This window comes from Asticcacaulis solisilvae (assembly GCF_052327315.1).
Lineage (GTDB): Bacteria > Pseudomonadota > Alphaproteobacteria > Caulobacterales > Caulobacteraceae > Asticcacaulis > Asticcacaulis solisilvae_B.
The window spans coordinates 2,231,506-2,249,965 of sequence record NZ_CP166196.1 but is presented as its reverse complement, the minus strand read 5'-3'; the positions used below and the strand labels follow the sequence as shown (position 1 = coordinate 2,249,965).

General features: G+C 62.8%; 22 protein-coding genes and 2 tRNA genes. 12 read left to right on the top strand and 12 right to left on the bottom strand.

What is annotated here, in order from left to right; genetic code table 11:
* Positions 1-226: 226 nt before the first annotated feature.
* On the bottom strand, positions 227-856 hold the full coding sequence (locus AB8717_RS10625; protein WP_443747309.1) for a protein-L-isoaspartate O-methyltransferase family protein: 630 nt from the start codon (positions 854-856) through the stop codon (positions 227-229).
* Positions 857-1,084: 228 nt separating this feature from the next.
* On the opposite strand from AB8717_RS10625, the gene AB8717_RS10620 reads away from it, so the two are divergent.
* From AB8717_RS10620 to AB8717_RS10605, 4 genes are all read left to right on the top strand, one after another.
* A tRNA-Cys gene (locus AB8717_RS10620) sits at positions 1,085-1,158 on the top strand.
* Between the two features lie 336 nt (positions 1,159-1,494).
* A tRNA-Asn gene (locus AB8717_RS10615) sits at positions 1,495-1,570 on the top strand.
* 163 nt (positions 1,571-1,733) lie between these two features.
* Complete coding sequence (locus AB8717_RS10610; RefSeq protein WP_443747308.1) at positions 1,734-1,889, top strand: DUF3309 family protein; 156 nt, start codon at positions 1,734-1,736, stop codon at positions 1,887-1,889.
* A gap of 2 nt (positions 1,890-1,891) precedes the next feature.
* Complete coding sequence (locus AB8717_RS10605) at positions 1,892-2,125, top strand: hypothetical protein (RefSeq protein ID WP_443747307.1); 234 nt, start codon at positions 1,892-1,894, stop codon at positions 2,123-2,125.
* A gap of 6 nt (positions 2,126-2,131) precedes the next feature.
* Here AB8717_RS10605 and AB8717_RS10600 read toward each other — a convergent pair whose 3' ends face one another.
* Positions 2,132-2,593 (bottom strand): Lrp/AsnC family transcriptional regulator, encoded by a 462-nt coding sequence (locus tag AB8717_RS10600; protein ID WP_443747306.1) that lies wholly within the window; start codon positions 2,591-2,593, stop codon positions 2,132-2,134.
* Positions 2,594-2,738: 145 nt separating this feature from the next.
* Between AB8717_RS10600 and AB8717_RS10595 the strand changes: the two genes are divergently transcribed.
* Both AB8717_RS10595 and AB8717_RS10590 read left to right on the top strand, forming a co-directional pair.
* Positions 2,739-3,452, top strand: a complete 714-nt coding sequence (locus AB8717_RS10595; protein ID WP_443747305.1) for an aspartate/glutamate racemase family protein — start codon at positions 2,739-2,741, stop codon at positions 3,450-3,452.
* Between the two features lie 70 nt (positions 3,453-3,522).
* On the top strand, positions 3,523-4,161 hold the full coding sequence (locus tag AB8717_RS10590; protein WP_443747304.1) for a 2OG-Fe(II) oxygenase: 639 nt from the start codon (positions 3,523-3,525) through the stop codon (positions 4,159-4,161).
* Positions 4,162-4,238: 77 nt separating this feature from the next.
* On the opposite strand, the gene AB8717_RS10585 is transcribed toward AB8717_RS10590, so the two are convergent.
* The gene (locus AB8717_RS10585; protein ID WP_443747303.1) at positions 4,239-5,021 is read right to left on the bottom strand and encodes a hypothetical protein; all 783 of its coding nucleotides are present in this window, start codon (positions 5,019-5,021) and stop codon (positions 4,239-4,241) included.
* Between the two features lie 84 nt (positions 5,022-5,105).
* Between AB8717_RS10585 and AB8717_RS10580 the strand changes: the two genes are divergently transcribed.
* The gene (locus tag AB8717_RS10580) at positions 5,106-5,702 is read left to right on the top strand and encodes a TIGR00730 family Rossman fold protein (protein WP_443747302.1); all 597 of its coding nucleotides are present in this window, start codon (positions 5,106-5,108) and stop codon (positions 5,700-5,702) included.
* On the opposite strand, the gene AB8717_RS10575 is transcribed toward AB8717_RS10580, so the two are convergent.
* The 8 genes from AB8717_RS10575 to AB8717_RS10540 all read right to left on the bottom strand — a co-directional run bounded on the left by AB8717_RS10575 (position 5,699) and on the right by AB8717_RS10540 (position 10,308).
* The gene (locus AB8717_RS10575) at positions 5,699-6,100 is read right to left on the bottom strand and encodes an arsenate reductase family protein (RefSeq protein ID WP_443747301.1); all 402 of its coding nucleotides are present in this window, start codon (positions 6,098-6,100) and stop codon (positions 5,699-5,701) included. The two genes, AB8717_RS10580 and AB8717_RS10575, sit on opposite strands and share 4 nt — an antisense overlap.
* Complete coding sequence (locus tag AB8717_RS10570; RefSeq protein WP_443747300.1) at positions 6,097-6,783, bottom strand: MIP/aquaporin family protein; 687 nt, start codon at positions 6,781-6,783, stop codon at positions 6,097-6,099. The genes AB8717_RS10575 and AB8717_RS10570 overlap by 4 nt, the downstream gene beginning before the upstream one ends.
* Entirely contained in the window at positions 6,777-7,109 is a 333-nt protein-coding gene (locus AB8717_RS10565; protein ID WP_443747299.1) for an ArsR/SmtB family transcription factor, read from the bottom strand. Before AB8717_RS10565 ends, AB8717_RS10570 begins: the two co-directional genes overlap by 7 nt.
* 65 nt (positions 7,110-7,174) lie before the next feature.
* Positions 7,175-8,515 carry a glutamate--tRNA ligase gene (gene gltX / locus AB8717_RS10560; protein ID WP_443747298.1) on the bottom strand — a complete coding sequence of 447 codons (1,341 nt, stop codon included), beginning with the start codon at positions 8,513-8,515 and terminating at the stop codon, positions 7,175-7,177.
* Between the two features lie 160 nt (positions 8,516-8,675).
* Complete coding sequence (locus tag AB8717_RS10555) at positions 8,676-8,885, bottom strand: nucleotidyl transferase AbiEii/AbiGii toxin family protein (RefSeq protein WP_443747297.1); 210 nt, start codon at positions 8,883-8,885, stop codon at positions 8,676-8,678.
* Positions 8,882-9,070, bottom strand: coding sequence for a hypothetical protein (locus AB8717_RS10550; RefSeq protein WP_443747296.1), 189 nt, complete (start codon positions 9,068-9,070; stop codon positions 8,882-8,884). Before AB8717_RS10550 ends, AB8717_RS10555 begins: the two co-directional genes overlap by 4 nt.
* A gap of 128 nt (positions 9,071-9,198) precedes the next feature.
* The gene (dksA, locus tag AB8717_RS10545) at positions 9,199-9,627 is read right to left on the bottom strand and encodes an RNA polymerase-binding protein DksA (protein WP_443747295.1); all 429 of its coding nucleotides are present in this window, start codon (positions 9,625-9,627) and stop codon (positions 9,199-9,201) included.
* 255 nt (positions 9,628-9,882) lie between these two features.
* Positions 9,883-10,308: a flagellar assembly protein FliX gene (locus AB8717_RS10540; RefSeq protein WP_443747294.1), complete on the bottom strand. Its 426-nt coding sequence runs from the start codon at positions 10,306-10,308 to the stop codon at positions 9,883-9,885.
* A gap of 300 nt (positions 10,309-10,608) precedes the next feature.
* On the opposite strand from AB8717_RS10540, the gene AB8717_RS10535 reads away from it, so the two are divergent.
* From AB8717_RS10535 to AB8717_RS10520, 4 genes are all read left to right on the top strand, one after another.
* On the top strand, positions 10,609-11,745 hold the full coding sequence (locus AB8717_RS10535) for a flagellar basal body P-ring protein FlgI (protein WP_443747293.1): 1,137 nt from the start codon (positions 10,609-10,611) through the stop codon (positions 11,743-11,745).
* On the top strand, positions 11,745-12,089 hold the full coding sequence (locus AB8717_RS10530; protein ID WP_443747292.1) for a rod-binding protein: 345 nt from the start codon (positions 11,745-11,747) through the stop codon (positions 12,087-12,089). The genes AB8717_RS10535 and AB8717_RS10530 overlap by 1 nt, the downstream gene beginning before the upstream one ends.
* 160 nt (positions 12,090-12,249) lie before the next feature.
* Positions 12,250-12,690 carry a flagellar basal-body protein FlbY gene (locus tag AB8717_RS10525; RefSeq protein ID WP_443747291.1) on the top strand — a complete coding sequence of 147 codons (441 nt, stop codon included), beginning with the start codon at positions 12,250-12,252 and terminating at the stop codon, positions 12,688-12,690.
* 59 nt (positions 12,691-12,749) lie between these two features.
* Entirely contained in the window at positions 12,750-13,970 is a 1,221-nt protein-coding gene (locus AB8717_RS10520) for a Tad domain-containing protein (RefSeq protein ID WP_443747290.1), read from the top strand.
* 5 nt (positions 13,971-13,975) lie between these two features.
* On the opposite strand, the gene AB8717_RS10515 is transcribed toward AB8717_RS10520, so the two are convergent.
* Positions 13,976-15,109 carry a hypothetical protein gene (locus AB8717_RS10515; protein WP_443747289.1) on the bottom strand — a complete coding sequence of 378 codons (1,134 nt, stop codon included), beginning with the start codon at positions 15,107-15,109 and terminating at the stop codon, positions 13,976-13,978.
* Positions 15,110-15,379: 270 nt separating this feature from the next.
* On the opposite strand from AB8717_RS10515, the gene uvrA reads away from it, so the two are divergent.
* Positions 15,380-18,289: an excinuclease ABC subunit UvrA gene (uvrA, locus tag AB8717_RS10510; protein WP_443747288.1), complete on the top strand. Its 2,910-nt coding sequence runs from the start codon at positions 15,380-15,382 to the stop codon at positions 18,287-18,289.
* The last annotated feature ends 171 nt before the right edge of the window (positions 18,290-18,460 follow it).

Genomic DNA, 18,460 nt, shown 5'->3' with positions numbered 1-18,460 from the left:
GCAACGCACCCCATGTGCGCCTAACCCGACTGAATCGCCGGATGCCGCGGCCGCCCCTAAACTCAACGCGCATAGATCCGTAAAACGGAATTCGTTAAACTTGCGACAACATGCCAGAGGCCGTAACCGCTGGCACGTTAAGCTTTTTTCATGTTGCGCCGGTAGAGTAATGCACCTGCTGCCAGAAAGCGGCAACAGCCGGCGGGGCAAATACCAATCAGCGCAATTAGAACTCGAAACTCGGGCTGCGCTCGAAGCCCGGCAGGGTCGACGGCGCCGAATCGAAGGCGTCGCGTTCCGAGAAACCGTTTTCGAGGCGGATATATAGACGGGCGCGGCCGACCGGACCGTCCTTGAGCACCACGCCCAGACGTCCGCCCGGCTTCAACGCCTTCAGCCACGCCGCCGGCAGTTCGGCGACGGCGCCTTCGACGATGATGGCGTCATAGGCGGCGCCCACCGGGACCCTCAGGTCCGCGACGGCAGTGGCGACGCCCAGTTCCTTGAGATAGGGCTCGACGACCGCCATGGTGCGCGGATCGCCTTCCTGCAAGGTCACGGTCGCCCCGGCCTTGGCCAGGACGGCGGCGGCGTAGGGTGCGGCGATAGCCAGGATCTTTTCACCGGCCGCGGGCTCGATCGTCTGCAAAAGCTTGGAGATGTCGCGCGGGCGCATCAATACGCGCCCCGGTGCGATCTGGGCCTCGATCTCGCCATAGGCGGCGAAGGCCTGCGACGGCGCGCACAGCCGCTCGCGCGCCACATGGCGCATGGCCAGCTGAAGCGCCATGTCGGTGACATCGTTGGTGCGAACCTGCGACTCGACCATGTTCTGCCGCGCGGCGTGAAAATCCATGAAGGAACCCCGAAACCTGAAACTGTCCCGCGAGTCGAACACAGGCGGGTTTGCAGTGCATAATAAAAGTCTAGGCCGGTCCAAGGCAAGCGCCCCCTTGCTTTTTTCCGCACCCGTATCGTTTTGTAGGGTAAATCGCACCTATTGACAGGATTTTAAAAAAATCCGTCTAAGACCAATTGCCGTGCCGCTTTCGATCTGATAGCTCAACGCACCTTGCTCCAGTGAGGCCTGATGGCGGAGCGGTTACGCAGCGGATTGCAAATCCGTGTAGCCCGGTTCGACTCCGGGTCAGGCCTCCAGCAGCTTCCCGAAAATCAAGACTTTCAACGGGTTGGCCTGCCCTGCCCCGGCCATGTGCGTTTTCATGCACAGGGAAATATCGACGTTTTGTGAAATTAACCCCTCGTTAAGGCAAATCATTCATTAACAATATGTCTTTGCTTTTTTGAAGACACCCACCATCACCAAACTTCTCAAAGCCCGAAAGGTTTTCTTTCGGGCTTTTTTTCGTTTTGGGCACGGGCATTGCGCGCAACTCCAGAAAAATCGTCTTTCCTGTGTACAATCCGCGCCTTTTGGCTTGCGCTCCTCCCGAAAGCCTTGCTATAGGGCGCGCCTTCGCACGGTGCTGCTGTTCCTCGGTAGCTCAGTTGGTAGAGCGTTCGACTGTTAATCGAATGGTCACAGGTTCGAGTCCTGTCCGGGGAGCCACCGTTGCGAAGTTGAGCGGCTTGAGTATTTCGCCGCCCCTTCCCACTCCATTCCGCCGTCTGTCGAAGCGACTGCGCCGTTTTTATAAATCGCGCTTCGGGCGGACATATCGTTCTTACCGGGCGCGGAGGCATGCTTTCCCCATCACATGGAGGACTTTGTCATGCTCGGTACCATCCTTCTGGTCGTTCTTGTCATTGCCGTCGTCGGCGCCCTGCCCAACTGGCGCTACAGCAACAACTGGGGCTATGCGCCGTCGGGCGGCCTTGGCGCCATCCTGCTGGTCCTGATCATCCTGATGCTGATCGGACGGGTGTGACGATGAGCGCAGCCGTTTCCACCTATGCCCGGCCGCTGGCCCGCCACAGTTTCTTCGCCTTCATGGGCCTGGTCCTGCTGGCGGTCTGCGCGGCACTCTTCCTTAACATGCCGCCGGAACGGTCCGCGGCCGCGACCTATGATCCGGACGCCAATGTCGACGGCGACTATACGGCAAGTCCGCCGGCGGACGCGCCCGTGGTCGATGCCCATGTCGTCCGCGACGCCGGCAATTAGAGGCTTTCAGGCGAGCCCCGTCGGGATGGCGGGATCGTCCTTGAGCGTCTCCATCGAGATATAGGCGGAGACGTCGAACAGGTCGACGCGGCCGACCAGGCGCTTGTAGATGGCGTCATAGTGCGCGATGTCGTGCACCACCACTTTCAGGATATAGTCGACATTGCCCGCCAGCCGGTGGGCTTCGACGATCTCGGCGATGTCGGACAATGCGTCGCGAAAGCGGTCCAGCCAGTCCGCCGTGTGATGCGCCGTCTTGACCATCACGAAAACGGTCGCCGCTACGCGCATCCTGTGGCGGTCGAGTACAGCCACGCTGCGCTGGATATAGCCCTCCTCCTTCAGCCGGGTGACGCGTCTGGAACAGGCGGACGCCGACAGATTGACGCGTTCCGCGAGGTCCGCCAGCGGCATATTGGCGTCGCGTTGCAGCCAGGCGAGGATTCGGCGGTCGCGGTCATCGAGCACGGGCGGTCTCCTTTTTTGGCGAAGACTTGCGCATATATTTTATATTACGCAACTCACATGCACGTCATGATCGCTGTGCAGGTAAGATCGCGCGCCATTTGCGCCCGATCCGCCGTAAACTGGCCCTCTTTGCAGGAGAGCGGCAATGCGCAGAATCGGCCTTATCGGCGGCATGAGCTGGGAAAGCACGGCGGTCTATTACAAGCTGATCAATGAGGGTGTGCGGGCGCGCCTGGGCGGCCTGGCCTCGGCTGATATCGCCCTGCGGTCGCTCGACTTCCGCGATGTCGTGGCCTTGCAAAAGGCCGACCGGTGGGCCGATGCCGGAAAACTTCTGTCCGATACGGCTTGCGATCTGAAATCGTCCGGATCGGATTGCTTGCTGATCTGCACCAACACCATGCATATCGTCGCGCCGCATGTCGTAACGGCTTGCGATCTGCCACTGATCGATATCATCGATGCCACGGCGCAAGTGATCCGGAGCGCCTCCCGCCGCAGGCCGCTGCTGCTGGCGACGCGCTATACGATGGAGCACGGCTTTTATGCCGAGCGTATGCGCCGTCACGGCATCGAGGTCCATGTACCCGACGCCGCCGACCGCGCTGTCTGTCATGGCGTCATCTTCGACGAACTGTGCCAGGGCATTGTCACGCCACGCAGCCGCCAGGCCCTGTACGACATGGCTTTGCGAGGCCGCGAGCGCGGCGCCGACAGCGTGATCCTCGGCTGTACGGAACTGGGGCTGTCGATCGCGCCGGACGCCCTGCCCCTGCCCGGCTTCGACTCGACCGTCATCCATGCCGAAGCGGCTGTCGATTTCGCCCTTACCGAGGATCTGCGGCAATTGGCGTCATAAGGTGGGGTAGCGGCGGCGTGCATGCGTGCTATATAGAAAAGACTGTTCTGTATTCCGTTCTGAGACCGCCATGCTCCGCTACGAAGCCATTGCCGCCACCCCTGCCTCGGACTATCCGTTCCGCAACCTGATCGGCGAAGGCGTCATGCCGCCCGAGCAGCAGGACGCCATCGAGCGCGACTTCCCGCAGATCGACAAGACCGGCTTCATGCGTCCCGAGGACTTTGCCATGGGCCCGGCGTTCCGCACCCTGCTGGACGAAGTGCGCAGCCCTGAATTTGCCAGGGCGATCGGCGACAAGCTGGGCGTCCAGCTGACGGGCAAGCCGACCTGGGTGACGGTGCGCAAGTGGTCGGCGTTGAAGGACGGCCGTCCGCATACGGACGGCGCCGACAAGCTGGCCTCGGCTCTGATCTATCTCAACCGCGAGGGCTCCAGCGGCGGCAATCTGCGCTTCCTGGAAGGCCCGGACCAGGCCGGTCCCGGTACCGACGAGGTCAATCCGGGCTATGGCCACTTCATCGCCTTTCCGCGTCTCGACAATTCCTGGCACGGCCATTCGCCGTTCGAGGGCGAGCGCCGCGTCATCCAGATCGCCTGGCTGGTCAGCGAAGACGCCGTCGCCCGCAAGGCCAAGCGTCACGGCATCACCGAATTCCTGAAGAAGCTGTTCTCGTCGACCAAGCAGAAGCAGGACGAGATGATGTAGGTGCGTCGGGGAGTCTGGACTCAGGCAGGACACCCCGCCAAATCGCCCTACGCTGAAGCGCCGGGTGGCACGGAGGTTTAGAACACCAGCGTCGTCTGCACGCCGCCGCCCGGCATGCGCCAGTCGACGCGCCACCCGCCATCGATGGCCGTGACGGCGTCCTGGTCGGCGGCGGGCTTCGATACGGGTACGGCTCGTTTCCATTCCGCGCCGGCGGCTTCGGCCGATACGGTGACCATTGCCTTATTGTCGGTGGGCGGCGCGATCTGGGTCACCGCCGAATACATGCCGTTCGGATCGCTGATCGGCTGGGCGCGGACCTCCGAGTCGACCACGAGATTGATGCCGGCGCGCGGTGCGACGCGGCCGACCACGCCGAGGGCGCCCGCCGAATCATAATCGACCACGACGATGCCGAGGCCGGGCGGCGTGAGCGGCGCAGCCGGCGAACCCGGGCGCAGCAGGACGGCCTTGGCCGGTTGGCCGGCCGGAACGAACAGCCGGCCTTCGGCATGCAGAAGCGCGCCGGAATCTTCCATAGACAGGTCGTAAAGCCCGCCTGCGCCGGAAATCGGCAATTCGGCGGAGAAACGCCCCTGGCTGTCGGCCGTCACGCCGACCGCGCGATCCTGGCCGTACAGAAAGCGTACGCGGCCGTCCGGCAAGGCCTTGCCCGTGACGACCACCGTGCCGGGCGACGGCTGCGAAACAGCGGTGATCACCGGCGCGCCGGTATAGCCGGCGGCGCGCAGTTCGGCGGCGTGGTCGGGGCGCGGCGCCACCTTCGGCTTGTCGCAGGCGCTCAGGGCGGCCAGCGTCAAACACAGCAGCGGCAGGGTTTTCAGAGCAATCTTTTTCACTCGTAAAGCAATATCCACTTTTCACCCTTACGAATAGAGGCTTACACTTCACTTCCAAAAACAACGCGTTTCGGATTCCATCCTATGCCTTTGTCCAAGACTGAAATTAAGTCTGTGTGTGTCTACTGCGGCTCCTCCTTCGGAAACGACGAAGCCTTCAAGACGGCGGCGGCCGACCTGGGCCAGATTCTCGCCGGTGCAGCCCTGCGTCTTGTCTATGGCGGCGGCGGCGTCGGGCTGATGGGCGAAACCGCGCGCTCGGCCTATGAGGCCGGCGGCAAGGTGCTCGGGATCATGCCGCAGTTCCTGCGCGGCCGTGAAATCCTGTTCGACGATGTCGAAACGCGCGTCGTCACCTCGATGCACGAACGCAAGATGATGATGTTCGAGGAATCGGACGCCTTCGTGGTCCTGCCGGGCGGCGTCGGCACGCTGGAAGAGGTCATCGAACTGCTGTCGTGGCGGCGCCTCGACCTGCATAACAAGCCGGTTGTCTTCCTGAATATCAATAATTTCTGGCAGCCCTTCTTCGACCTGATCGACTATACGCTGAAGGCGCAGTTCACCCCGCCGGCGTTCAAGTACACCTATGTCAGCGTCGACCGCGTCGAGCAGGTCCTGCCGGCCATCGCCGAAATGGCCTCGGTCGAGCGCCAGATCGATACACGCCGCGTCGTCTAACGGATTATCGGCGACCCGTCTTCCTTCGCCAGAACAACACCTTGCGGCACGTCGATGAGGTCGAGCAGGACTTCCGACGGCCGGCACAGGCGGACACCCTTCGGCGTACACACGAAAGGCCGGTTGACCAGGACGGGGTGTCTTGTCATGGCCTCCAGCAGCGCATCGTCGGACACACCGTTTTCCAGGAGACCTAGCTCGGCCGCCGGCGATTTCGTTTCGCGTAAGGCGCCGCGCGGCGTGACATCGGCCGCGGCGAACAGGCCCAGCAGCTGCGCGCGCGTCCAGCCTTCGCTCAGATAGTCGATCACCACCGGTTCAAGGCCGCACGCTTGCAACGCCGCCAGCACATTGCGCGACGTGCCGCAGTCGGGATTGTGATAGATGACGGCGGTCATGGGCGGAAAACCTCTGCTGCGGGCTGCGTCCTGAGCAGCCAGTTGAAAACAATGACGGCCGCGGCCGCGCCGATAAGCTGCGCCGCGACAAAGGCCGGAACGGAGGATGGCGCGATGCCGGCGAACGTGTCGGACAGGCTGCGCGCCAGGGTTACGGCTGGATTGGCGAACGACGTCGAAGCGGTGAACCAGTAGGCCGAGGTGATGTAGAGGCCGACAGCCATGGGCGTGAAGTCCGGCCGAAAGCGTGAGCTGCCCAAGATGGTGGCGATAAGGCCGAAGGTCGCGACGCCTTCCGAAAAAGCCAGACCAGGGCCGTCCCTGAGCCTGGCGGAGACCTGGATAAGCGGTTCACCGAACATGGCGTGGGCTATCCAGACGCCGGATACCGCGCCTGCAATCTGGGCGGCGATGTAGGCCACGGCGCGGCCCGCGGGCACGTCGCGCCGCGCGGCGAAGACCAATGTAACGGCGGGATTGAAGTGCGCGCCCGAGATCGGACCGAAGACCGTGATCAGCACGACAAGCCCCGCTCCCGTTGCCAGCGTGTTGCCAAGCAGGGCGATGGCGATGTTTCCGCCGGCCAGGGCCCGTCCCATGATGCCGGAACCGATGACGATGGCCAACAGAAGGGCGGTGCCCAGGAATTCGGCAAAAAGCGGCCGTGCGCTGGACCTCAACACCCGCATTTCACCTTGTCCAGGACAGGCTGACAAAGCTCGGGATTTCCGCCACAGCAATCTTCCATCAGGAACACGATCAGTCCGCGGACCGCGGAAAAATCCGCATGATAGCGAATGATACGGCCTTCGCGGACGGCGGTGATTAGCCGGGCCTGCGCAAGCACCTTCAGGTGGCTCGACATCGTGTTCTGGCGAATGCCGAGGCGCTCGCCGATTTCACCGGCGGGCAAGCCCTCGGGCGCCGACCGTATAAGCAGCCGTACGACATCCAGCCGGGTTTCCTGGCTGAGCGCGTCGAAACAGGTCAGGGCGTCATTCTTATCCATACATCGCGATTAATCGATATAATAACGGCCGTCAACACCGTTCCGCGCAGGATGGTATTTGAGGCTTAGGCGCCGAGGCGCTGTGCGATGCGGTCGCGGCCGATCAGGAAGGACAGCGCACCCATGTCCGGGCCGTGGTCGAGGCCGGTCAAGGCCTGGCGCAACGGCATGAACAGCGCCTTGCCCTTGGCGCCGGTCTCCGTCTTGATCGCTTCGGTCCACGCCTTCCAGCTGTCGCGGTCGTATTCGGCCGGCAGCAGTTCCAGCGCCTTCAAGGCGAAGGCCTTGTCGTCGACGCGCGGTGTGATGTCGCCCGACACAATGGCCGCCCAATCCGTGACCTCGGCGAACTTGTGCAGGTTCATGCGAACCGTGTCCCAGAAGAGTTCGCCGAGATCGGCGCCGGCGGCCTCGAGGCGCGGCTTGATATCGGCATAGGGTGTGCCTTGCAGGATTTGCGCGTTGAGGCGCATCAGGTCATCGAAATCGTAGCGCGCCGGGGCGCGGCCCATCTTGTCGAAGTCCTGAAGTTCGGCCAGCGAATCGAGCGAGGGCGCGGCTTCGAGCGGATCGGACGTGCCGATCTTCGCCAAGTGCGAGGTGATGGCCAGCGGCTCGATGCCGTCTTCGCGCATCTGGCTGATCGACATGGAGCCCAGCCGCTTGGACAGGCCTTCGCCGTCGGCGCCGACCAGCAGCGGCATGTGGGCGAAGGTCGGCAGGTCGGCATCGGCGAACATGGGCGACAGGGCTTCGAAGATTTCGAGCTGCGTGCCGGTGTTGGCGACGTGGTCCTCGCCGCGGATGACGTGGCTGATGGCCATGTCGAGATCGTCGACCACCGACGGCAGCGTATAGAGGAAGGCACCGTCCTCGCGGATCAGGACCGGGTCGGACATCGAGGTCGTGTCGACTTCGCAATGGCCGCGCACCAGGTCTTCCCAGGCGACACGCTTGCCGTCGAGCTTGAAGCGCCAGTGCGGTTTGCGGCCCTCGGCTTCGAGGGCTGTACGCTCTTCATCCGTCAGGTTAAGTGCGGCGCGGTCGTAGACCGGCGGCAGATCGCGCGACAGCTGGACCTTGCGGCGGCGCACCAGCTCTTCCGCCGTCTCATATGCCGGGTACAAGCGGCCGATTTCCTTGAGATAATCGGCGGCCTTCTGATAGAGATCGAAGCGCAGGGACTGGTTGTAGCGTTCGTCCCAGGTGAGGCCAAGCCAGGTCAGGTCGGTCTCGATCAGGGCCTCGTTTTCCTTGGTCGAGCGTTCCAGGTCGGTGTCGTCGATGCGCAGCACGAACTTGCCCTGGTTCTTCTTCGCGAACAGCCAGTTGACAAGCGCGGCGCGGACATTGCCGGCGTGGATGCGGCCGGTGGGCGACGGGGCGAAACGAACCTTGACGGTCATGGCTATGAAGACTCTGGCGGCTTAAAAGGACACACCCCATACGCCGCCATGCGCCTTTTTTCAAAGGCTAAATGTGGCCGGTCCTACCAGGCTTCCGATGAGAGGTGGCGATCGATGATAGCCACTTCGGGCAGATCGCCGACGGTGCGGGCCGCCTGGGTCAAGGTCTGCAGGCTTTGTAAAGGCGGTTGCGATCGAGGGGAAGATGGTGGAAAAAGTCGAAGTCCACGGACACACGATGGCCGAGCCGAAGCGCGATGGCGGTTCCGCCGTATAGAACAAACCCTTGACGGGTAACTTCCGCCAGATATGGCCGCAGTTGGCGCTGGGCTTCCGGAAGGATATCCGTTCGCGGTGCAAAGGTCGTCATGCCAGTTTTCGCTGGGGCAGAGGCGGCACCTGATCCAGCTCGGCAAGGTCCAGCTTGTAGTGCCAGTAATGCCAGGATCGCGGGCTGAACTGCCCGGAATCGGCGTTTTGCAGAGCGTCACGAAGAGGCGCTTCGCCCAGTGACCGCATCATTTTACGGACGTCGTCATAGTCGCCGATATTCATGACCTGAGCGATGACGTGCCCGGGGGTGACGCAAGGCGTCTTCCGGTGTCTTCCACCAGATGTACTTGGCCGCGGGCGACAAGAGCAGATCATCCATGTCTGCTCTTATACGCCTGTATGGTAAGGGATCAATCGTCGCGGTGGACGCGTTCGGAACGCTCGTGGCGTTCCTGGGCTTCGATGCTCAGCGTCGCGGTCGGACGGGCTTCGAGGCGGCCGAGGCCGATGGGCTCACCGGTTTCTTCACAGAAGCCGTACGAACCGTCGTCGATTCGCGAAATGGCTTCGTCGATCTTGGAGATCAGCTTGCGCTGGCGGTCGCGGGTACGCAGTTCCAGCGCACGATCGCTTTCGGAGGAGGCGCGGTCCACCAGGTCGGGGTGGTTCTCCGTCTCCTTCTGCATGATGTTGACGGTTTCCTTGGCGCCGCGGAGGATCTCGTCCTTCCACGCGTTCAGCTTGGCCCGGAAATAGGCCAGCTGGCTGGAGTTCATGTATTCCTCGTCCTCGGAGGGACGGTACCCGCCCGGCATTTCGGGCGCATTTGCGAGTGACATTAGGTCTCTATACCCCTGATCATGACGCCGACTTTTCTACTTGCCGTACCGGTCCCGTGGCGGCACGCCTGAAAGCGTTGCCAGCAAGATCGGTACCACGCCGCACAGACCCTGAACGCCCCGTCTGCACGAATTGGCGGCTTATAAATCGGCTGATGACCGGTGGGAAGGGAATAATTGTGAAGGTTACATCTTCAGCACAAACGCCGCCGCGCGGACGGCCTTTGGAATTAGATATGTCAGGCCAGGCTTTGTCTACATCAGCCGGCGCTTGGCCAGCTCGACATAGGCGCGGGTCTCGATCTCGTTGAGCACGCCCTGCAGGCGCTGGTCCTCAGTATCTTCACGATGCTGGGCTATCAGCCCCTGCAGGCGCAGCAGGGCTTCGTCGTCGATATCGCCCGACAGGACGCCGACCTTGATGTCGTCAAGCGCGTCGAGAATGTCGTTGGACCGCTTGATCTGGCGGCGGCGGCGGCCGGTCAGGGCGTCTTCCGGAGCCTGAACCGCCAGCAACGCATCGATGCCGAGCGCGCCGAAGGCCGCCGAGGCCTGCGCCGGTGCGGCCGACTTTTGCGAGTCGCCGGATTTGCCGAGACTGAAATCTCCGCCGGCACGACGAACGCCGCCGGCAGCCGATGTCATTCCCACGCCACTCGTCGAATTGATCTTCATCGTCATGAAAGCAACCCACGTTTCCCGGCCGCCTTCGGGTGCACTCGTCCAGCGGCCACATCACAGTGAAAGGTCGGCGCATGCGATTTCATCGTCTGAGGCCATCCTGGCCGTGCGCGTCGATCGGTCAATATTGCCGGGTCAGGGTAAGTGAAGCCTTAACGGCCCGGCATAATTTGCCCCTGCCCGTCTTCTCCTATAGGCCTGAAAATCATCCAATTGATTTCATTATGGAAATTTTCCAAGGCGGGCTGGCACGAAACTCGCATTCGCAAGGTCAGTTATGGTTAACGGACGATGTGACCGATGCGTGCTCGCAAACTGACCTATCTTACGCCGCTTTTCGGCACGGCCGCAATCGCCGCGGGCGCGCTTGTCTGCGCCCTGCTGTCGGGCGAAGCGCACGCTGCCTCGCGCATCAAGGACATTGTCGATATCGAAGGCGTGCGCTCGAACCAGCTGGTCGGCTACGGCATCGTGGTCGGCCTGAACGGGACCGGCGACACGGTCCGCAACTGCCCCATGCTGATGCAGTCGATGGAAAGCATGATGGAGCGCTTGCAGGTCAATATCCGCGACGGCAACCTCAATTCCAAGAACGCCGCCGCCGTCATGGTCACGGCCGAGCTGCCGCCGTTCGCCGCCCCCGGCGCCAAGGTCGATGTGTCGGTGTCGGCCATGTGCGATTCCAAGAGCCTGCTGGGCGGGACGCTGATGGTCACGCCCCTGCTCGGCGCCGACGGCGAGGCCTATGCGGTTGGCCAGGGCACGGTGCAGACCGGTTCGGTTTCGGCCGGCGGCGCGTCGGGGTCGTCGGTCACCAAGGGCGTGCCGACCTCGGGCCGCATCTCGTCCGGCGGCACGATAGAACACGACCGCGAATTCGACATCAACAGCATGGAGGTGCTGCGGCTGTCGCTGCGTAATCCCGATTTCACGACATCCAAGCGCATCGCCAATTCGATCAATGCCACCTTTGCCGGCACGGCCGTGGCGATGAACCCCACGGTCGTGGCGATCAAACCGCCGGCCGGCATGCGCATGAGCGACTTCATCACCCAGGTCGAAGTCCTGCCGGTCGATGTCGACGAGCCCGCCAAGGTGGTTATCGACGAGGTCAACGGCGTCATCGTCATGGGCGAGAATGTCCGGCTGTCGCGCGTCGCCATCGCCCAGGGCAACCTGACCATCCGGGTCGACGAAACGCCCGATGTCAGCCAGCCCCTGCCGTTCAGCCAGGGCCAGACGGCCACCGTCCCCAACAGCAATGTCAAGGTCGACGAGGAAAAGGGCAAGCAGTTGCTGCAACTCGGCGGCGGCGCTTCGTTGTCGGACCTGGTGGCCGGCCTCAACGCGCTGAAGGTCACGCCGCGCGACATGATCTCGATCCTCCAGGCCATCAAGGCCGCGGGCGCCCTGCAAGCCGAAATCCAGGTGATGTAATGGACAGTTCCTCCCTCCTCACCCTGCAATCGGCCCAGACCAGCGCGGGCATCGGCGCGCAGAGCTCAGTGACGTCGGCCTTGTCGGACAAGGCCCGGGATCCCAAGAAGCTGGGCGCGGATTTCGAGTCGATGGTCCTGTCGCAGATGATCTCGCCCATGTTCGAGGGACTGTCGAGCGACGGTCCTTTCGGCGGCGGCGAAGGTGAGGAAGCGATGAAGTCCTTCTATATCGACGCCATCGGCAAGGAGATGACGAAGCACGGCGGCGTCGGCATTTCCGCCATGATGCAGAAAGAACTCCTTAAGCTACAGGGAGCACAATCGGTGCCCGCATCCAGCTAGGGTTTTGACGTGATACCCCCTTCGGGGCGCCGCGGATTTGCTCCCCGGCGGCGTCGAAAAGCCCTCATGGTGTAAGGCACCACTTCGGCCTTTTCTTCTGGCCGGAAAACAAATCCACTGGCGTCACGCCTAAAACCCTAACCGAATACGGACCCCGGCCATGCCCTTATCCGCACAAAATTCGTCCGACCGGGCCCGGCAATTGCTGGCGCTGACCGAGCGCTTGACCGGCCGGCTGACCGACGAAATCGGCAAGCTGGAAGCCCATCGTCCGCAGGACCTGTTCGAGGGCATCGAGGAAACGCGCAACCTGTCGAATCTGTACCGCATCGAATCGATGCGCGTGAAGGCCGACCCCGGCCTGCTCAAGGGCATTACCGCCCAGGAGAAACAGGCCCTGGTCAAGGCGACGGAAACCTTCAACGACACGCTGGCCCATTATGAGCGCGCGGTCAATGCCGCCAAGACGGTCACCGAAGGCATCGTCTCGGCCATTGCCGACGACATGAATACCCGCCGCGCCGGGACCATGACCTACGGGGCGCGCGGCCATACCCGGCCGACCGGCCCGCAGTCCCTGGGCAGCGGCCGCGTCGCTTAACCCCTGCTTCAGGTTCGTATTATAGACTATCCCGAAAAGTATTTGGGAAGACTGAGCGTATGAAGTCCTGGTTCAAGTGGTTTTCGCAGGTCGGCGGTAACGCTACGATGGTGTTCGCCCTCTCCCTGACGGCTCTGGTGGTCGTCGTCGGCGGCGGTATCGACTTCAACAGCGCCGTCTCGGGCCATGCCCAGTTGCAGGACGCGGTCGACGCCGCCGTACTGACCGGCGTGCGCGCCTCGTCCAACAATGCCGCCAGCGCCAGTTCGGCCTTCAGCGCCAATGTCGCATCCTCGATCGCCGCGTCGGCCAGCCAGAGCTATTCCAGCGGCACGTCGTCGTCCTCGAATTCCTCGGGTACGGTCAACCAGGTCACCATGACCGGACTGGCGACCGTGCAGAAGCCGACCTTCATGCTGGGCCTGGTCGGGATCAATGCCTTCTCGCTGTCGGCCAGCGCCACCGCGGTCGCCGACAAGGCCTCGTCCAATCCGTGCATCTATGTGCTGGATCCGTCGAGCACCCAGTCGCTGCTGGTCAACAGCGGCGCCAGCGTGACGGCGCCCAATTGTGAAATCCACGTCAAGTCGACGGGCAATCCGGCGGCGATCTTCAATTCCGGCAGCTCGCTGAACTTCAAGAAAATCTGTATCGCCGGCGCCAATGTCATCCGCAATTCGGTGACCGTGCCGAACCTGTCGCTCAGCTGCGCCGCCCAGGATGACCCTTACGCCGGGACCCTGCCCACCCCGTCGTCATCGAGCTGCACCTATTCGAACCTGAACTATAACGGCGCGACCGTGGCCTTGCAGCCTGGCGTCTATTGCGGCTGGTTCAACTTCAACAATTCCTCGGCGACGGTGACCATGGCGCCGGGCGTCTATGTCATCAAGGGCGGCGGCTGGAACGTCAACGGCGGCACCTGGACGGGCAGCGGCGTCACCATCTATTACGCCGACACGTCCAAGATCCAGTTCAACAGCGGCATTTCAGCCAACCTGTCAGCGCCGACTTCGGGCACCTACAAGAACATCCTGATGTATGAGGCGGCGGGCCTGTCCAAGACCCAGTTCGTGCTCAACGATTCGGTCAGCAACCAGCTGAGCGGGCTGATCTGGCTGCCCTCGCGCCAGCTGACCCTCAACGCCAAGTCGGGCATCCAGAGCGACAGCCTGACCATGGTTGTGTGGCAGCTGATCCTGAACAACACGACCTGGAACCTGACGCAGATGACCGGAAGCAGTGGTGGAAGTGTCACCAATATCCGGTTGATCAAGTAGACAATTTAGTACGACACCCTGGCCTTGGGATCGTTGTTCGTGCCGTTGCGGGTGCGGTCGTCCTTGTCGTTGGAATACTGGCCGGGCTTTACCGTATCGTCGGGCTGATAACGCGATTGCGGGCCGTCATTGACGCGCTTCCAGTAGTCCGTATTGCCAGGCTGCGTCTTGTAACGCAGGTCTGCGTCACGCGCGGCCGCCGCGGCCTGAAGGTGGGCGTCGGGCTTGAGGCCGAGGCCGTTCATCTGTCCCAGGGCCAGCATGTCGCAGTCCTTCGGCGGCGTCTTGCCCTTCTTCTGGATATCGACGCAGGACTCGTGGTTTTGCAGGGCCTGGGTTACGCCGTTGCGTCCGCCTTTCAGTTGCCCCAGCGCCGCCGCGCCGGCTGACCCCCTCGCCCCGGCCGCACCCGACTGGCCGCCGGCGGGTGGCGCGGAGGCCTGGCGTGAGGCGTCGGGGCTGAGACCCGAAGGCGCCGGCGGGGCGGCGTCGACGCTGGGCAGCGGCGTTTCGTGGACCTTGAGATCGCTGACATCGTGTTGCTGGGCGAGTTTCGGATTGGCGTCCAGGACTTCTTCCTCGCGCTTCTTCTTTTTGGTGGCGTCGGGATTGCGCTGAGGTTCATCGGCCGCGACCGTCGGCATGGAGCGGTCATTGTTCTGCAGGGCGCGATCGGTGCGGTTGCTTAGTGTGGTAGGCTTTACCGCCTGGAAGGCCTCGGTGTCGCGCGGCGCGGTTTGCAGGGATTTGTCGGGCACGGGGGCCGGTTGCGGCGCGGGTACCGGCTGCGGGGATGCCGCCGTCTGCGGCTGAGGTGTCTGGACCTGGGCCTGCTGCGCGGGCTGCGGCACGGGTTCGGGCGGCGTCTGGCGCGGTGTCACGCGCTCGCTGGGCTGCGGTTGCGGCTGGTCGGGTTGCGGCTCCGGAAGCGGCTCGACGCGGTACAGCTCGGCATTGATGGCGTCCGGCGCGGGCAGGTCCATGGGGTGCGGCGCGTTGGCGATCAGGACCCACAGGACCAGCAGATGCATCAGCAGCGCAGCCGTGGTGGCGCCGGTCAGCCGGCCGCGTTCGCCGATGTCGAACTGGCGGCCTGCGACGGTAACCCTGATCACCCTGTGGCCGAGTGTAACCTGCATGGTTGCCCCTCCTGCCCCGACCCTGCCCCATAATTCAGGCTCCACTGTGTCGTGCATTGTTCGATTTGGCAAATGCTGCTGTAGATTCTTTCGCTCAATCGCCGCATGGCTCGGGCAAACGTGCCCGGCGGGCGGTCGCCCTTGCCAGCGGCGACCAAGCGGTCGCTGCTGGAATTATACCGATGTTGCCAAAATGTTCTTGAACCTTGCTGGCAATCGCGGCATAGGTCCCTATATGACGGGTTTGTAGCTTTAAAGGATATGCGGCGCATGGCCAGTTCCCACCACGATCAGGACTTCATCAAGGTTCGGGGCGCCAGGGAACACAATCTCAAGGGCGTGGATGTCGACATTCCGCGCGGCCAGCTGGTCGTGCTGACCGGCCTTTCGGGCTCGGGCAAGTCGTCGCTGGCCTTCGATACCATCTATGCCGAAGGGCAGCGCCGTTATGTCGAATCGCTGTCGGCCTATGCGCGCCAGTTCCTGGAGCTGATGTCCAAGCCCGACGTCGACCTGATCGAAGGCCTGTCGCCGGCCATTTCGATCGAGCAGAAGACGACATCGAAAAATCCGCGCTCGACCGTCGGAACGGTCACCGAAATCCATGACTATATGCGCCTGTTGTGGGCGCGCGTCGGCGTCCCCTATTCCCCCGCCACCGGCCTGCCGATCGAAAGCCAGACCATCTCGCAAATGGTCGACAAGATCGTCACCCTGCCCGAAGGCACGCGCCTGTTGCTGCTGGCGCCCTACATTCGCGGGCGCAAGGGCGAGTACAAGAAGGAAATCGCCGACCTGCAGCGCCAGGGCTTCCAACGCCTGAAGATCGACGGCCAGTACTATGCCATCGAGGACGCGCCGAAGCTGGAAAAGAACTTCAAGCACGATATCGACGTCGTGGTCGACCGCGTCATCGTCAAGGACGGAATCATGGCGCGCCTGGCGGATTCGCTGGAGACGGCGCTGCGCCTCGCCGACGGGCTGGCGGTGGCCGAGTTCGCCGACGTGGCCGAAGGCGAAACCGAACCGCGCCGCATCCTGTTTTCGGAAAAGTTCGCCTGCCCCGTGTCGGGCTTCACCATCGCCGAGATCGAACCGCGCCTGTTTTCGTTCAACAATCCGTTCGGTGCCTGTCCGGTGTGCGACGGGCTGGGCGTCAAGCTGGCCTTCGACCGCAACCTGATCATCGACGCCAAGAAGACGCTGGAGGACGGCGCGGTGCTGCCGTGGTCGAAGGGGCCGTCGCCGCTCTATGCCCAGACCCTGCAGTCGCTGGGAATCCATTATGGATTCAAGCTCGACACCAGGTGGGACAAGCTGAAGCCCGAAATCCAAGAAATCATCCTGCAGGGCTCCGGCGCCGAAAAGATCAAGTTCACCTACCAGGACGGATCGCGCCGCTACGACGTTACCAAGCCGTTCGAGGGCGTCGTGCCCAATATGGACCGGCGCTGGCGCGAGACCGATTCGTCGTGGGTGCGCGAAGACCTGGCGCGCTATCAGTCGGAAACGCCGTGCGAAGCGTGCAACGGTGCGCGGTTGAAACCCGAAGCCCTGGCCGTCAAGATCGACGCGAAGAACATCTCGGAAATATCGCGCCTGTCGATCGAACAGGCGCACCTGTGGTTCAGCAATATCGAGTCGAAGCTGAGTGAAAAGCAGCTCGATATCGCGCGTCGAATTCTTAAGGAAATCAAAGACCGGCTGCGCTTTCTTAATGATGTGGGTTTGAACTATCTCAACCTGTCGCGCAATTCCGGCACCCTGTCGGGCGGCGAAAGCCAGCGCATCCGGCTGGCGTCGCAGATCGGGTCGGGCCTGACGGGTGTGCTCTACGTGCTGGATGAGCCGTCGATCGGCCTGCACCAGCGTGACAACGACCGTCTGCTGGTCAGTCTCAAGGGCCTGCGCGACCTCGGCAATTCGGTCCTGGTGGTCGAGCACGACGAGGACGCTATCCTCAATGCCGACTACGTCATCGACATGGGGCCAGCTGCCGGCATCCATGGCGGAGAGATCATCGCGCAGGGCGTGCCCGAGGCTATCCGGGCTAATCCGAAGTCGATCACCGGCCAGTACCTGACCGGCAAGCGCGAAATCCCCCTCTTCTATTCGCAGGACACCGACAACGAGCGCCGCCCGATCAACAAGAAGAAGATGCTGAAGGTCATCGGGGCACGCGGCAACAATTTGAAGAACGTCACGGCTGAAATCCCGGTCGGCGTCATGACCTGCATCACCGGCGTGTCGGGCGGCGGCAAGTCGACCTTTACCCTGGAGACGCTGTACAAGGCGGCGGCGCGGCGACTGAACAACGCGTCGGAACATCCGGCGCCGCACGACAAGATCGAAGGGCTGGAATATTTCGACAAGATCGTCGAGATCGACCAGTCGCCGATCGGCCGCACGCCGCGCTCGAACCCCGCGACCTATACAGGGGCCTTCGGCCCGATCCGCGACTGGTTCGCCGGCCTGCCGGAAGCCAAGGCGCGCGGTTATGGCCCGGGGCGTTTCTCGTTCAACGTCAAGGGCGGGCGCTGCGAGGCGTGCCAGGGCGACGGCGTCATCAAGATCGAGATGCACTTCCTGCCGGACGTCTACGTCACGTGTGACGTGTGCAAGGGCAAGCGGTATAACCGCGAGACGCTCGATATCTCGTTCAAGGGCTATTCGATCGCCGACGTGCTGGACATGAGTGTGGAAGAAGGCGCCGAGGTCTTCAAGGCCGTGCCGACGATCCGCGACAAGCTCAATACGCTCAAGCGCGTGGGCCTGGGCTATATCAAGATCGGCCAGCAGGCGACGACGCTTTCCGGCGGCGAGGCGCAGCGCGTCAAGCTGTCGAAGGAGTTGTCGAAGCGCGCCACCGGCAAGACCCTCTATATCCTCGACGAACCGACGACCGGCCTGCACTTCGAGGATACGCGCAAGCTGCTTGAAGTGCTGCATGAACTGACCGACAGCGGCAATACGGTGATCGTCATCGAGCACAATCTCGACGTCATCAAGACGGCGGACTGGCTGCTCGACTTCGGGCCGGAAGGCGGCGACGGCGGCGGCGAGATCGTGGCCTTCGGCACGCCGGAGGATGTGGCGGAAAACAGCAAGTCGTGGACGGGCAAGTATCTGAAACCGATGCTGGCGCGGCATAAAAAGCGGCATCTGGAGCCGGCGCAGTAGGCAAAGAGTCCGCGGATATCGATTGTCTTTTTCTTCTCCCTGGATGAAGCGCAGAGGGCGGCGAGCCTGAGAGATAAATCGGTAGAATCTGCGCGCGTATCCACTGAGGCGTTACCCCTCACCTTGGCGCTTCGCGCCTTTCCTCTCCCCTCAAGCGGGGAGAGGAGAAGA